Origin of the sequence: Vibrio sp. SCSIO 43132 (assembly GCF_019904195.1) — a bacterium.
GTDB classification, from domain to species: domain Bacteria; phylum Pseudomonadota; class Gammaproteobacteria; order Enterobacterales; family Vibrionaceae; genus Vibrio; species Vibrio nigripulchritudo.
In genome coordinates this window covers 3,860,885-3,876,016 of record NZ_CP063199.1, presented here as the reverse complement: position 1 = coordinate 3,876,016, position 15,132 = coordinate 3,860,885, and the positions used below count along the sequence as shown (strand labels likewise).

13 protein-coding genes are annotated in these 15,132 nt (G+C 46.9%); 7 read left to right on the top strand and 6 right to left on the bottom strand.

Annotated elements, in window-relative coordinates:
- Positions 1-67: 67 nt before the first annotated feature.
- The 3 genes from INR79_RS17560 to INR79_RS17550 form a co-directional block, all read right to left on the bottom strand.
- Positions 68-976: a glycosyltransferase gene (locus INR79_RS17560; protein ID WP_022551886.1), complete on the bottom strand. Its 909-nt coding sequence runs from the start codon at positions 974-976 to the stop codon at positions 68-70.
- Positions 977-1,562: 586 nt separating this feature from the next.
- Complete coding sequence (gene gorA / locus INR79_RS17555; RefSeq protein ID WP_223095339.1) at positions 1,563-2,918, bottom strand: glutathione-disulfide reductase; 1,356 nt, start codon at positions 2,916-2,918, stop codon at positions 1,563-1,565.
- Positions 2,919-3,017: 99 nt separating this feature from the next.
- Positions 3,018-3,857, bottom strand: coding sequence for a 23S rRNA (adenine(2030)-N(6))-methyltransferase RlmJ (locus INR79_RS17550; protein WP_223095337.1), 840 nt, complete (start codon positions 3,855-3,857; stop codon positions 3,018-3,020).
- A gap of 152 nt (positions 3,858-4,009) precedes the next feature.
- Between INR79_RS17550 and prlC the strand changes: the two genes are divergently transcribed.
- Positions 4,010-6,052: an oligopeptidase A gene (gene prlC, locus INR79_RS17545; protein ID WP_223095335.1), complete on the top strand. Its 2,043-nt coding sequence runs from the start codon at positions 4,010-4,012 to the stop codon at positions 6,050-6,052.
- A gap of 46 nt (positions 6,053-6,098) precedes the next feature.
- On the opposite strand, the gene asnC is transcribed toward prlC, so the two are convergent.
- Positions 6,099-6,563 carry a transcriptional regulator AsnC gene (gene asnC / locus INR79_RS17540; RefSeq protein ID WP_004404906.1) on the bottom strand — a complete coding sequence of 155 codons (465 nt, stop codon included), beginning with the start codon at positions 6,561-6,563 and terminating at the stop codon, positions 6,099-6,101.
- A 155-nt stretch (positions 6,564-6,718) separates the two neighbouring features.
- On the opposite strand from asnC, the gene INR79_RS17535 reads away from it, so the two are divergent.
- The 3 genes from INR79_RS17535 (at position 6,719) to INR79_RS17525 (ending at position 11,337) form a co-directional block, all read left to right on the top strand.
- Positions 6,719-9,868: an EAL domain-containing protein gene (locus tag INR79_RS17535; RefSeq protein WP_223095333.1), complete on the top strand. Its 3,150-nt coding sequence runs from the start codon at positions 6,719-6,721 to the stop codon at positions 9,866-9,868.
- 81 nt (positions 9,869-9,949) lie between these two features.
- Positions 9,950-10,729 (top strand): class I SAM-dependent methyltransferase, encoded by a 780-nt coding sequence (locus INR79_RS17530; RefSeq protein ID WP_223095331.1) that lies wholly within the window; start codon positions 9,950-9,952, stop codon positions 10,727-10,729.
- A 119-nt stretch (positions 10,730-10,848) separates the two neighbouring features.
- Positions 10,849-11,337, top strand: a complete 489-nt coding sequence (locus tag INR79_RS17525) for a hypothetical protein (protein ID WP_223095329.1) — start codon at positions 10,849-10,851, stop codon at positions 11,335-11,337.
- An 80-nt stretch (positions 11,338-11,417) separates the two neighbouring features.
- Here the strand turns inward: INR79_RS17525 and INR79_RS17520 are convergent, their stop codons facing one another.
- Entirely contained in the window at positions 11,418-11,846 is a 429-nt protein-coding gene (locus tag INR79_RS17520) for a universal stress protein (protein WP_004404910.1), read from the bottom strand.
- Positions 11,847-12,105: 259 nt separating this feature from the next.
- On the opposite strand from INR79_RS17520, the gene ftnA reads away from it, so the two are divergent.
- The 3 genes from ftnA (at position 12,106) to INR79_RS17505 (ending at position 14,364) form a co-directional block, all read left to right on the top strand.
- Entirely contained in the window at positions 12,106-12,636 is a 531-nt protein-coding gene (ftnA, locus tag INR79_RS17515) for a non-heme ferritin (RefSeq protein WP_004404911.1), read from the top strand.
- 68 nt (positions 12,637-12,704) lie between these two features.
- The gene (uspB, locus tag INR79_RS17510; protein WP_004404915.1) at positions 12,705-13,028 is read left to right on the top strand and encodes a universal stress protein UspB; all 324 of its coding nucleotides are present in this window, start codon (positions 12,705-12,707) and stop codon (positions 13,026-13,028) included.
- Between the two features lie 148 nt (positions 13,029-13,176).
- Positions 13,177-14,364, top strand: a complete 1,188-nt coding sequence (locus INR79_RS17505) for an NAD(P)/FAD-dependent oxidoreductase (protein ID WP_223095327.1) — start codon at positions 13,177-13,179, stop codon at positions 14,362-14,364.
- Positions 14,365-14,428: 64 nt separating this feature from the next.
- Here the strand turns inward: INR79_RS17505 and INR79_RS17500 are convergent, their stop codons facing one another.
- Complete coding sequence (locus tag INR79_RS17500) at positions 14,429-15,121, bottom strand: hypothetical protein (RefSeq protein WP_223095325.1); 693 nt, start codon at positions 15,119-15,121, stop codon at positions 14,429-14,431.
- Positions 15,122-15,132 lie beyond the last annotated feature (11 nt).

The window sequence follows — 15,132 nt, the reverse complement described above, 5'->3', positions numbered from 1 at the left end:
TACAGCTCAGTCTTAGTTGGTTATCATTGGCACCTTAATATTGGAATTGCGTAGGTGAGGGGCGAAGTTAACCCATGTCCATAAACTGGAATGTCTTAAATGCCGGGATTTCCTGAGGGCGATGCAACTGGATGATGCGGTTAAGTGGCACACCGTCTTCGCGATGATCAATGTTATAGAAGCTGGTTTGCCAGATATTGTACTTTTCGTGAATTCGGCGAGCGGCGCTATTTGAGTGTTCATCGCTATCAGACACTTCTTTAGGGTGTGGCCAGTGTAGAGAGCAAATCGCTTTGTTCATGACGTATTCGTTTTTGTTAAGGAACAGTCGGATGCCCAAATCGACGTCTTCTCCACCCCAAGTATTGAAAGATTCATCGAACAAACCAGCTTTGAGCAACTCTTCTCTTTCCGCAGACACATGGCAAGTCCAGAACAGATCAAATGGTGCTGGCCATTTGCTTAGGTCTTCGCCCATTATCTTGTATTGAGCTTGGCGAATATCATAAGCACCGCTTTGCTTTAAGTGCATCAGTGTCTTGTCGACATCTTTGCTGTTCAGGTGAGGTTCGAGCTCTTTTAATGCTTCTGCATCCACATCAAATCCGTATACGTAGCCAACAATCGTAATCGGTGTTTTTGCTGCTTCGTGGGCTTTTAAGTGTTCTTCCAAAGTAATACTTGAAAGCAAAACCCCCGTATCGATATAAACAATATATTGTCCATCTGCGATCATTGTGCCGACATTACGCGCTTTACCCGCACGAAAACCTTTATCTGGTTGCCAGAAATATTGTAGATCAAGATCGGAACGATATTTGTTAATGACTTTCTCTGTATTATCTTTTCCGCCATCGTCAACAACAATGACTTCAAATAAACTTTTATCCAGCGTTTGTGCAACTAACGAATCAAGCGTGTAAGACAATAAGTCTTCGCGGTTATAGGTTGGGATAACCACACTAATCTTTTTCATTTTTCTATCCCTTGAGTATTAAAAATTCCTTTCTGTGACCAGTTTATATCTCTACAAAAAAATATGTGCAAGGTCTCATAGTTAATATTTTTTTTATTAAAAATGAGTGATTTTCTATTTTTGTGATTAAAAACAATGAGTTGTGTTAAGTGATTTGCATTCCAAATAAATGATGTAAATTTCATTTTTTTACATTTAAGAAAGAGGTTTTTGGCAAGGAAAGATGATATTTTTTATTGATTTAAATGTTATTTAAGAGTTGTTGATAATTAATTTCAATAATTTAAATTGTTTTATAAACTATTTGATATGAGTGGTTTGTATTAAATATCTAATCTTTTTTATTTAAATAATATAAATTTAGATTTGATGATCTTTGGTTTTTTAATTGGTTCTTCACTACCTCTGACTTTTATTTGTTGTTTTACAGTGGTATTAATAAATGTTTTTTTCCGTGCCAATGAATGGAAACTTATATTGTGTATCATTTAGATACCCATATAAAAAACCGACTATGCATTCACATAGTCGGTCAATCATTGTTCAATGTTAATTGGGGTGGGTAATAAAACCTATCCCAAGTGACTTATCTCATCGTCACGAATTCTTCTGATCCCGTTGGGTGAATCGCTACAACGCTGTCGAAGTCTTCTTTGGTTGCGCCCATCTTCATTGCGACGCCGAAGCCTTGAATCATTTCGTCTACCGCGAAGCCAATGCCATGCAGACCGACCACTTTCTCATCTTCACCTGCACAAATCAGCTTCATCTGACAAGGCTGGCGGTGCTTAGTGACTGCTGTGTACATCGCAGTAAAGCCCGACTTGTATACTTTCACGTTTTCTTCGCCGTATTGCGCAATCGCTTCTGGCTCGGTTAAGCCAATGGTGCCGATTGGTGGGTGGCTGAATACTACGGTTGGTACCAGGCTGTAATCCATCTTCGCATTCGGCTTGTTGTTAAACAGGCGTTCTGAAAGCTGGCGACCCGCTTTAACGGCAACAGGCGTCAGCTCAATGCCGCCATCCATGATGTCGCCCACACAGTAAATGCCTTCAACGTTAGTTTGTTGGTACTCATCTACTTTGATGTAACCGTAATCGTTGGTTTCAACGCCAGTCGATGCAAGGTTGATTGCGTCTGTCGCTGGGTGACGACCGATCGCCCAAATCAGCGTATCCACGTTTTGGCTGCGACCACTTTCGAAGTGGATAGTCAGGCTGCCATCGTCTTCTTTCACTACTTCTTTAGGTACTGAGTTAGTGTGAAGAGTTGGGCCTTCTGCTTCCATTACGCTCATCAGAGTTTCAACAATCAGAGGGTCAAAGCTACGCAAAGGTGACTCTTTACGAACGAACAGGTGCGTTTCAGTACCCAGTGCATTCAGAACACCTGCAATTTCTACGGCGATGTAACCAGCACCAATAACCGCAACGCGTTTTGGCTGCTCGTTCAGGTCGAAGAAACCGTTTGAGTCGATACCGTGCTCTGCACCTGGAATGTTAGGAATAGTCGGGCGACCACCAACAGCGATAAGAATGTGATCGGCAGTGTAGTGCTCACCATTGACTTCAACCGTTTTCGCATCAACAAACTTAGCGAATCCTTTGATGACGTTCACTTTGTTGTTGCCAAGTACACGGTCGTAAGACTGATGGATACGACCAATATACGCCTGGCGGCTCTCAACCAGTTTGTTCCAGTCGAAGCCTTTCACATCGACATCAAAACCGTAGTCTTCAGCGTACAGATTCATTGCCTCGGCAACCTGAGCACAGTGCCACATCACCTTCTTAGGAACACAGCCTACGTTTACACACGTACCGCCAAGATCCTGAGCTTCGATGAGGGCGACTTTGGCACCGTACATCGCTGCGCGGTTTGCAGACGCGATACCGCCACTACCACCACCGATGCAAATATAATCAAAATGTGTTGCCATGACTTTCTCCGATTATTGTTTCGTATTATTTGGTTATGCGCTGATACATGGGTTCAGGGCTTAATATCTATTCTGACGCGATCATTCAGTCTGTCGCGATTATTCAGGTACGACCCACTCCACTTTGAAGTGACCGGATACCGGCGCAATTGCTTCCTTTAGTATGGGAAGAATTTCGTTCATCTGGCTTTCCAGTTTCCATGGAGGGTTGATAACGATCATTCCTGAGGCGGTCATACCACGCTCTTTGGTATCGGCAGATACGCCCAGCTCTATTTGTAATATCTTTCTTATTCCGAGTTTTTCAAGCCCAGTCAGCATGTCATCTATATCGTGTCGGTTCACAACTGGGTACCAGATCGCGTAAATGCCCGTTGCCCAACGTTTATGAGCCTGCGCAATGGCATTCACCACATCGCGGTATTCATGGGATAACTCGTAAGGAGGATCGATAAGCACCAAGCCGCGGCGTTCTTTTGGTGGAAGGCTGGCTTTCAGACGTTTGAAGCCATCTTCTTTGAAGATACTGACCTGGCGATCGCGATGAAATTCCTGCTCAAGCAAAGGGTGATCGCTTGGATGAAGCTCAGTCAGCACCATTCTGTCTTGTGAACGAATGTGCGCTCGCGCAACGCGAGGGGATCCCGGGTAATAGCGCAAGGTGTTATCCTGATTCAGGGACTGAATCGCTTCAAGATACGATTGAATCTCTTCCGGCAGATTATCTGCTTGCCATAAACGGGCAATGCCTTGTTTGTATTCGCCGGTTTTTTCTGACCATTCGTGAGTGAGGTCGTAGCGCCCGACGCCAGAATGCGTATCGTGGTAAACGTAAGGTTTTTCTTTCTGATTCAGAGCGTTCAGGATCAAAGACTGAACAATGTGTTTAACCACATCGGCATGGTTGCCTGCATGGAAGCTGTGACGATAACTAAGCAAAATAATCTCTTACATGAATGATTGGCGAGCACAAAGAGGCTCATTATATCAAAGGCAAGGTTCACTGTGTGAGCCCTGCTGACGTTGGCTATTGAAAATACGAATCCTGAACCACACTTAGTACAGGACAAAATGATAAAAGGAATGAAAAAATGTCTAATCCATTACTGACGTTTACCGATCTTCCCCCGTTTTCCGAAATTAAACCAGAGCATGTAAAGCCTGCTGTAGAACAAGCCATTGCGGCATGTCGTGAGAAAGTGGAAGAAGTGGTGGCAAACAACGAAGCACCGAGCTGGGAGAATGTTTGTGCGCCGTTGGCGGAAGTGGACGACAAGCTAAGCCGCTTGTGGTCACCAGTCAGCCATCTGAATTCGGTAAAAAACAGCAACGAACTGCGCGAGGCTTACGAAAGCTGCCTGCCTTTGCTGTCTGAGTACGGTACTTGGGTTGGTCAACACAAAGGCTTGTACGACGCTTATAAAGCAATCAAAGCGTCTGACGAGTTTGCATCCCTTTCTCTGGCACAAAAGAAAAGCATCACAGATGCATTGCGTGATTTTGACCTGTCGGGCATTGGCTTGCCAGCCGACCAACAACATCGCTACGGTGAAATCAGCAAGCGTATGTCTGAGCTAAGCTCCCAGTTTTCTAACAATGTGTTGGATTCCACCATGGGCTGGACCAAACACATCACCGATGAAAAAGAGCTGGTTGGCATGCCAGAATCAGCAATGGCGGCAGCCAAAGCCGCGGCTGAAGGCAAAGAGCTGGACGGCTGGTTGTTGACTTTGGACATTCCTTCGTACCTCCCGGTTCTGACTTACTGTGACAACCAAGCACTTCGTAAAGAAATGTACGAAGCGTACGTAACGCGTGCTTCTGATCGCGGTCCAAACGCAGGCAAGTGGGACAACACCGATTTGATTGCCGAGCAGCTAAAACTGCGTCATGAAATTGCGCGCCTGTTGGGCTTTAGCTCGTTCAGTGAAAAATCGCTGGCGACCAAAATGGCAGAGAACCCACAGCAAGTGCTTGGTTTCCTGAACGAACTGGCGGTGAAAGCGAAGCCTCAGGGCGAACGTGAAGTGCAAGAGCTACGCGACTTTGCCCAGCAAGAGTTTGGCGTATCAGAGCTCAACCTTTGGGACATCGCTTACTACAGCGAGAAGCAAAAGCAGCACCTATTCCAGATTTCAGATGAAGAACTGCGCCCATACTTTCCAGAAGACAAAGCCATATCGGGTCTGTTTGAGGTACTAAAACGTGTCTTCGGTATGACGGTGACAGAGCGTGAAGGCGTGGACGTATGGCACGAGTCAGTGAAGTTTTACGACATCGTAGACAGCAGTGGCACATTGCGCGGCAGCTTCTACCTCGACTTGTATACGCGTGAGCACAAGCGCGGTGGTGCCTGGATGGATGAGTGCCGTGTGCGTCGCACCAATGCAGACGGCGAGCTGCAAACTCCGGTTGCCTACCTGGTGTGTAACTTCAACAAACCTGTGGGCGATAAGCCTGCGCTGTTTACTCACGACGAAGTGGTTACCTTATTCCACGAAACTGGTCACGGTATTCACCATATGCTGACGCAAATTGATGTGTCTGCGGTTTCAGGAATCAACGGCGTACCTTGGGATGCAGTAGAGCTGCCAAGCCAGTTCCTGGAGAACTGGTGCTGGGAAGAAGAGGCGCTGGCATTCATCTCGGGTCACTACGAAAGTGGTGAAGCCTTACCAAAAGAGATGCTGGACAAAATGCTGGCGGCGAAGAACTTCCAGTCGGCGATGTTCATTCTGCGTCAGTTGGAATTCGGTTTGTTCGATTTCACTCTTCACACTGAATACGACCCAGACATCGGCGCTCGCGTGCTCGAAACTCTGGCGCAGGTGAAAGAGAAAGTGGCGGTGTTGCCAAGCCTTGAGTGGAACCGATTCTCACACAGCTTCAGCCACATCTTTGCTGGTGGGTACAGCGCGGGTTACTACAGCTACCTGTGGGCAGAAGTATTGTCATCCGATGCGTATTCACGCTTTGAAGAAGATGGCATCTTCAACGAAGAAACAGGTCGTTCCTTCTTGAACAACATCCTGGAAATGGGTGGCAGTGAAGAGCCGATGGAGCTGTTCAAGCGCTTCCGAGGTCGTGAGCCAGAAATTGATGCCTTGCTGCGTCATTCTGGGATTACTGCTTAGTTGGTTGAAGCCGATATATAGAGAAAACCACCTACGGGTGGTTTTTTTATGGGTTGACGTTGCGGTTGATTGGGTTTTGCAGAGAAATCAGCGTTTCGGTGGACTGCACCTCATCAATCGCCTGCAATTTGTCGATCAGCACGTATTGCAGCTCTTCAATTGATTTACACATCAGTTTAACGAAGATGTTGTAAGCCCCGGTGGTGTAGTAGGCTTCAACCACTTCATCCAGTGCGTTGAGTTTTTCCAGCGCCGAATGGTAATCACGAGCCGCGTTCAGGTTAATACCGATAAAACAGCACACATCGTAGCCGAGCTTTTTAGTGTTAACGATCACCTCAGTGCCTTCAATCACATCCGCCGCTTTCATTTTCTCAATACGAACGTGAATGGTCGCCGGGCTGACATTAAACTGCTTCGCCATTTCAGCGTAAGGCGTGCGGGCATCTTCCATCAGCGCTTTCAGAATTTCGCGGTCCAGATCATCAAGACGAGCGGTGGCAGTTTGCATAGTCGTATCCTTGGAAAGTTACCCCAATACTGAAACAGAGTGACAGTCTGATTTAATCGCTACATCCTATAGTGCAAACCTGAGCTTCACAACAACTCAAAAAGGCATCATCTGGTATACTCACGAAAACGAAACGTTGATAGAGAGTTTGGCGGGTGCGATTCATTGGGGTAGTTCTGGCATGTTTGCTGAGCTTTGTAGCGCAGGCGAGCGAAAATGTTTTGGTGGTTCACTCTTACCATCAGGGTTTTTTCTGGACGGACAATTTCCAGAGAGGGCTTTCTGAAAGCCTGGACTCTCATCAAATCCCTAATCGCGTGATGTATCTGGATACCAAGCGATTACAAACTTCTGAATACCTCAGCCAGCTTGAAAGCCTGTTCAAAACCAAACTACAGCAAGAGCGGTTTCGAGCCATCGTCGTCAGCGATAACAATGCCCTGAATCTGATGCAGAATCTGCACGAATACGTGGGCGACACGCCGGTTATTTTTGGTGGAATCAATAACTATTCTCCCAACCTCCATCGAGATCTTAATGCGACCGGTGTGTCTGAAAACATCGATCTGGATAACAACATCCGCCTGATCAAAAAGCTCCAGCCTAAAGTGAATCGCATCATTGTGCTCACGGACTACTCGGTAACGGGGACAGCAGCAAGAAGCCAGATTGCAGAATATCTGGAGAAAAACCCCGGAGATCGCAAACTCATCGACAGTATCGTGCCAGAGAGTTTTGATGACCTGCTTCATCTAGCCGAAAATCTGAATGATGAGAATAGCATTCTGTTCTGGGTGTACTTTAGAGACAAGCAAGGGCGAGTTATTGAAGAGGTGGCGTGGCAGACGCTTAATGAGCGCACCAATGCCCCCGTGTACATGGCGTACAATGCTGGCTTGGGGCTTGGCAGTGTCGGCGGCTTTATGCAGGACGGTTTTGCTAACGGTTCTCTGGTGGGTGAGATTTTAGTTGAAGTCATCAGCCAGCCAGAAGGCACGCCTCTTCCCGAGCCCAGACCCATCAGGACTCACCTTAAGCTGGATTATCACGCCCTGCAAAAATGGGGAATGGAAGACAGCTTTGTGCTTGCCGATACCGTCCTTAACAAACCCAAACCTTACTTTGTTGAGTACGCGCAGGAAATTCGCCTGCTACTGCTAACGGTGTTCATTTTGCTGGCGGTTATTGGCTCGCTCCTTTACTACATGAAACGCCTCAAGCGCAGTGAAATTCAGGCTAAGCAGAGCCAGTTACTGCTGGAATCGGTATTTGATCAAAGCTATCAATTCATCGGCATCGTGGATCGTTTTGGTACTTTGGTATCGAGCAACAGCAAACTGCAAGACCTGCTTTATGTTAAAGGTGGCGCGTACGGGCGACCTTTATGGCAATACCGCGGATGGAGCGATGAAGCCAAAGCGACATTCAAATCTTATCTGGAGAAACCGGGTCAGGACGGTGTTGCGCGGTTTGAAGCCGAGCTGGTGAGACAACACCACGGCTTGAGTGTGCTGGATGTAGCGATGAAGCCTTTACCCCACGAAATCGGCGAGGCGTGCCATTTTCTTCTTGAAGCACAGGACATCACCGCTCGTAAGGCAACCGAACATAAATTACTGACCAGTGAAGCGGATTTTCGTCATTACTACGAAAAACAGCCCGTAATGATGATGACGCTGGACGAAAACAACCGCATTCAGGCGGTGAACCGCTTCGCTCAGGAACTGCTGAGTTATTCCTCCACTCAGATGCTGGGCAGAAAACTGGAAGACTTTTACGCAGGCTCAGAAGAGCTCAATGCAAGGCAAGTCCTGTTGCAGCCTAAGCCGCATCATTTGTCTGTGTGGCGACGTGAAATCGAATACACCACAGCCAATGGCTTTACTATTTGGGTTCGTGAGAACATTCGCCCGCTGACTGAAACGCATCAGCTTTTGATTGTGGGTGAAGACATCAGTGAAACTCAAGATCTTGCGCGCCAGTTGGCGTATCAAGCACAGCATGACCTGCTGACTGGCACCTACAACCGAAACTTCTTCGAGCAGCAACTGCAAAAAGCCATGGTGGAAGTGGAGGGGCATTTCCGCACTCATGCCATGCTGTTTCTGGATTTGGATCAGTTGAAAGTCATCAACGATACCGTGGGTCATGAAGCGGGTGATGAAGCGATCGCATTCTGTGCCAAGCTGATTCAGCAAGTACTGCCGAATAACGCCATTTTGTCCCGCATGGGAGGGGATGAATTCGCGCTACTACTCAGAGACTGTAAGAAGACCGACGCCACTGAAGTGGCTCAGTCGATTATCGACCAGCTCAACCTTCATCCGTTTATCCGTGATGACCTGACTCTGAATATCAGTTGTTCCATTGGTATCCGCCTGATTGACCACACTGCACATTCACCTCAGATGGTACACGCTCAGGCTGATACTGCCTGTCACGCCGCCAAAGAAGAAGGTCGGAATCGTTATCAGCTTTACCGCCTTGATGATGAAGAAATTAAGCAGCGCGAAAGAGAAATGGAAAGCGTCAATCTGGTACATGAAGCTTTGGCTAATCAGCGATTGCAGTTGTTTGCCCAGCGAATTAAAGGTCTAGAAGACGAGAACGAGCATCAGTGTTACTTCGAGATTCTGGTTCGCCTGCAAGATGCCAATGGCAACTATGTTTCACCGGGTGTGTTTATGCCAGCGACCGAACGCTACAACATTGCCCATCTGGTTGATCGATACGTGATTAAACAGACATTACTTTGGCTCGACCAGCATCCAGAGCAGGCAGAGCATCTGGACAGAGTGTCCATCAATGTGTCGGGGCAATCTATCGGAAACCGAGAGTTCATTGCTGCGATGAAACAGGCACTTCAAGACAGCCAGTTCCCAAATGAGAAAATTTGTCTGGAAATTACTGAAACCGCTGCCATTCACAGCATCAAACAAGCGAGTCAGGTGTTTGATGAACTTAAGTCCCTCGGGTGTCTGATTGCTCTGGACGATTTTGGTTCGGGGCTGTCTTCATTTGGATACCTGAAAACCCTGCCTGTCGATATTGTTAAGATTGACGGCATTTTTGTTCGGGATATCGACCAGAATGAAAGTGATTACATCATGGTTCGCTCCATCAACGATCTGGCTCAGCAAATGGGCAAGGTGACCGTTGCGGAATTTGTCGAATCTCCCGCTGTGATTGAGCGCTTGTGCGAACTCGGGGTCAACTACGGTCAGGGTTACAACATTGGAATGCCAAAGCCGCTGGGTGAACTGGTCAACGATTTGGTTTCTGAGAAAATCGCCTGCATCACTTAGATTCGTGCTTTAAATATTTCTCATAGGATTTGCCTGATATTCAGGTAAACTGGCGCAAAATTTTCCCCCTTGGAGTCCCTCGTGCAGCTCAACTTAATCTGCGAAGCCCCTCATAGACAATCAGAACTCGACACCATAGCAAAGCAGTGGAATCTCACTCATTCTGAGAGCAGCGAGTTCGCGTTGGTGTTAACAGAGGAACGATTAGAGCTGCGTAAATTGGACGAACCCAAACTTGGAGCCATATTTGTCGACCTTGTAGGCGGCGCTGTGGGGCATCGCCGAAAGTTTGGGGGAGGGAAAGGGCAGGCTATTGCCAAAGCAGCAGGGCTGAACAAAGGCGCAACGCCTACGGTTGTTGATGGAACGGCGGGATTGGGTCGCGACGCTTTTGTGCTGGCGTCTTTAGGATGCAAAGTTCAGATGGTCGAACGTAACCCAGTGGTCGCTGCGCTTCTGGATGATGGATTGGCGCGAGCCAAACACGATCCGGAAATTGGTGTTTGGGTTGAAGAGCGCATGTCTCTGCTGCACGCATCGAGCCTGGATGCACTCAATGAGCTGGCAGAGACTGACAGCTTCACACCTCCAGATGTGGTTTACCTCGATCCTATGTATCCGCACCCCGAAAACAAAAAGAAGTCCGCACTGGTCAAAAAAGAGATGCGTGTTTTCCAGTCCTTGGTGGGGGCAGATAACGACGCAGACGGGCTACTTACTCCCGCTTTGGCGCTTGCTTCTAAGCGGGTCGTGGTGAAAAGACCGGATTACGCAGAATGGCTTGATAACGCGCAACCTTCCATGGCAATTGAAACCAAAAAAAACCGATTCGATGTTTATGTAAAGGCATCAATGACATAACAAAACGGTGCAAATTATCGCTTGCTTCGATGAAAACCTGACGGTATATCTAACTAAGAATGATTCTTATAGTTAATTCCAATCACCGATAAACGGTGTCAGGAAGCCGGAGCAGTAAAATGGCAGAGCGATTTTGTAAACTTAACCGTCGAGACATCAATGCCAGTCTTGGCGAAATTCATGCCCTCGTCGCCGCGCCGAAGTTTCTTTGCCGCTCATGCGCCCGCTCTTCTTCCGACAAAAAGAACTTATGCAAACCAGCCGCTATTCCACCGGCATCTTGCATGAAAAAAGCGACCCATAAATCGTCTAACTGTGGGCTAGTGGCGGAATCGCTCGCCGCAGATAAAGCCTTGGCATCGGTATCCGAGAGCCCTGAGATTGCAGCGCAAAGTATTCAGTCATCAGATATCCCTGCGCCTTCTTTGGTGCTGACCAAGAAAGCGCTGAAGAAACAGAAAAAATATCAGAAGAAGCTGAACAAAATGCTGAAAAAGCAGAAGAAGCTGCTTAAAAAACACAAAAAGTTAGAAAAGCGTTTCAGCCGAATCAATCAAGGCGTCGTAGCGATTCAGGCACAAATGCCGCAAAATGATCAGATCCACTAAGACAATCAGAACCGCTAAGTCAACAGACTCTAACCGAATCCGAAATGTAAAAATGGCGAGCTCAGGGCTCGCCATTTTCTTTAATCGTCTTGCAACGGCACCACCAGCATATCTACGGGTGTGCAGTTGATGAGCTGGCGCGTAGAAGACAGCAGCTTGCTCCAGAAGTCTTGGTGGTGACCGCAAATCACCAAATCCACTTTCAGTTCATTGATGGCTTCGCAAAGTTCACCACTCAGATCCCCTGTTCCTACTAATGTATGCCGGATAGGGTAGCTGGCGTGATCGGCTAAAAGCTGAAGCTGCTTCTTAGATGCCTCCATATTGTGGTGCTGCGTATCAGCCAGATTGATGTCTATCAGCCCGGTGTAGAGCTCGGCATAATTCACATCAATATGGATAAAAGAGACATCAGCGTTCAAAGGCTCAGCGAGTTTCACTGCCTTATCAATAAGTACCTTACTGTCGTCCGACAGATCTACGGTCACGAGAATATGTTGATAACTCATATCGCACCTCCGCTTTACGGAATTTTTTTGGCATTAGGTTATTAATAAGACTAGCATTTCATTCAACAGGGTTTTGAAGCCTTGATCCCATATCAAATCTATACGTATCAATTCATATCGATTTACGGTAGATTTTTGTACACAGGTTGCGGGTTTTCTAGTCTAATTGTTAAACATCTCAGTGAAAAATTAGCACGACTAGGCTCCCCGATACCGTGTTATAGTGGTAACAATTACAAGCAGTTAACAGGAGCAATTCATGCTGTCTCAGACTATGGTCGACCAACTGAATGAGCAAATAAACCTCGAATTCTTCTCATCCAATCTATACTTACAAATGAGTGCTTGGTGTGAAGACAAAGGATTCGAAGGTGCGGCAGAGTTTTTACGCGCACACGCAGTAGAAGAAATGGAGCATATGCAACGTCTCTTTACTTACGTGAGTGAAACTGGAGCAATGCCAATCTTAGGTGCAATTGATGCACCCAAGCACGAGTTTGAGAGCCTTGGCGAAGTGTTCCGCGAAACTTACGAACATGAGCAGATGATTACTCAGAAAATCAACAAGCTGGCTCACGTTGCATTTACCAGTCAAGACTACTCAACCTTTAATTTCCTTCAGTGGTACGTTGCTGAGCAGCACGAAGAAGAGAAACTGTTTAAAGGGATTTTAGATAAGCTGGATCTGGTTGGCGAAGATGGCAAAGCGCTGTTCTTCATCGACAAAGACCTGGCTACCATGGCAAAAGAAGGTTCATCTTCTATCATGGACGCCCCCGCTGCAGAATAAGTAGCGAGTTAAAGTCAATTCTGATTGTCTTTTCCTTTTGGTGTCTAAGAAGATGTAGGGAGGAAAAGATGATCAGTGGAGACACGATTCTATTCACGCTAATGCTCGTCAGCTGTGTCAACATGGCGAGGTATCTCACCGCGCTCCGTGCCCTCATTCACATCATGCGCGAGGCACATCCATTGCTCTATCAGCAAGTAGACGGCGGTGGTTTTTTCACAACCCACGGTAACGTCACCAAACAAGTTCGGTTATTCCACTATTTAAAAAGCCGTGAGTACCTGCATCATCACGACCCCATTTTTACCGGTAAATGCAACAAAGTCAGAGAGTTGTTCGTACTCACTACAGCACTACTTGGTGTCACTTTACTGGCTGCCATTATGTTGTAAACAGAGGCTCAGTAAGACGAGGTAGAAACCCAGCGTAACTCTGGGTAAAATACCCACCAGATTTGCAAGGATGCGCGATAATTCGCGCATCCTTTTTATTTGATTTAGAGCGGCAAACCCAAAAGCTCAAGTCGTTGTGGAAGAAGTAATGAGTTCAGAATTTGATGTCATAGTCATTGGTGCCGGTGCGGCAGGCTTAATGTGCGCAGCCGAAGCGGGCAAGCGTGGTCGCCGGGTATTGTTGGTGGATCATGCCAAAAAGCCGGGGCGAAAAATTCTGATCTCGGGTGGTGGTCGTTGTAACTTCACTAACTACGACGTGACGGCAAATAACTTCTTGTGTCAGAACCCCCATTTCGTGAAATCCGCCTTGTCGCAGTACACCAACTGGGATTTCATCTCGCTGGTTTCGAAATATGGTGTCGATTTTGAAGAACGCGATCACGGACAACTGTTCTGTCTGGACTCAGCGAAAGACATCGTTGATGTGCTGCTTAAAGAGTGCGACCAACCGAGCATTACTCAACGCTATCGCGCCGACATCCATAACATCCAAAAAACAGACAGCGGTTTTTCACTCCACATAGATACCGATGAAATGACCTGTGAATCCTTGGTTATTGCAACGGGTGGCTTATCAATGCCGAAACTCGGTGCCACGCCGTTTGGCTATCAAATCGCAGAGCAATTTGGTCTGGATGTGATTTCGACTACCGCAGGTCTGGTGCCGTTTACTCTACACAAAGAAGACAAAGAAGCGTTTGAACCACTTTCAGGTGTTGCAGTGCCTTCTGAAATCACCGCCGAAGATGGCACCATGTTCAAAGAAGCATTGCTGTTCACACACCGCGGCCTGTCCGGTCCGGCGGTGTTGCAGATTTCCTCATTCTGGCAAGCTGGTCAGAAGGTGACGATTAACTTAGTCCCTGAAGCCGATGTATTGGAGCTGCTGACCGCTTCTCGAGAAAAGCACCCAAATCAAAGTTTAAAGAATACGCTTTCCAAAGTGCTACCTAAGCGCTTAGTTGAGACCCTTATCGACCGCAAAGAGCTGGTGGATAAACCCCTCAAGCAGTTCAATGACAAAGAACTGCAAGCCATCGAGACGCACTTGGAAAACTGGCAAATTCTGCCTAATGGCACTGAAGGGTATCGTACCGCAGAGGTCACCCTGGGCGGAGTGAATACTGATCATCTATCTTCCAAAACCATGGAGTGTAAAAACATCCAAGGTTTGTACTTTATCGGTGAAGTAGTGGATGTGACGGGCTGGCTCGGTGGTTACAATTTCCAATGGGCATGGTCGAGCGGTTTTGTTGCCGGGCAGTGGGCATAGGTGTGTTGAGATGCTTCTATCTAAAAAGCCAGTCAGCTATTGCTGACTGGCTTTTTTACTACTGTTATGGTTTTTTCCTAACCAAACGCATCATACTGTAATTGTTTATATGGGCTTTCAGTGGTGAACTGTGACCATTAAATGGAACCGTATAAAAGAACAAGTAGTCGCCCGGTAGGTTCGAGTCTGTACTTACCCGAAGTGAATGATAAGCCCGCCCTCTAAATATTTTTTCAGACGCGATCGCTCTTTCATTCTCTGGCCAGTCCCATTCAAATTCTGTATCTCTTAGCGCAATGATCTCTTCCGTTGTGAGGTTAATGTTATAGCTAAACACGGGATACGTCGCTGGAACACATCGTTCATTGTAAATAGTGAGAAGATCTTTCGTATTTGGCAAATGCCATAAATGGTTAGATTCCCCTAATCGCTGATTTTCTGCTTCAACAATTTCTAAGGTTTTTTCTCTCACATTCGGGTAATGCTGACGTTCGGGAATAAGATCCATGGCAACAGTAGGTTCACCCACGCAACTCATTTGATCGCTACTCAGTGTTTGCCCGATAAAGCAGTAACTCCACTGCAGACCCGTCGCCGCGTCATTCACCACTTTGTAATCTCCTGCATCGGTGGTGATCACTTCATGAGTAAAGCGGTTACCTGGGTTCATTTCCGTATCGGCTAAACATACGCGTAAGTCTTCGTTAGCCCATGCAGACGTAGCCACCAGAGATAAACATGCTGTTAAATATTTCACTCGTTTGTTCC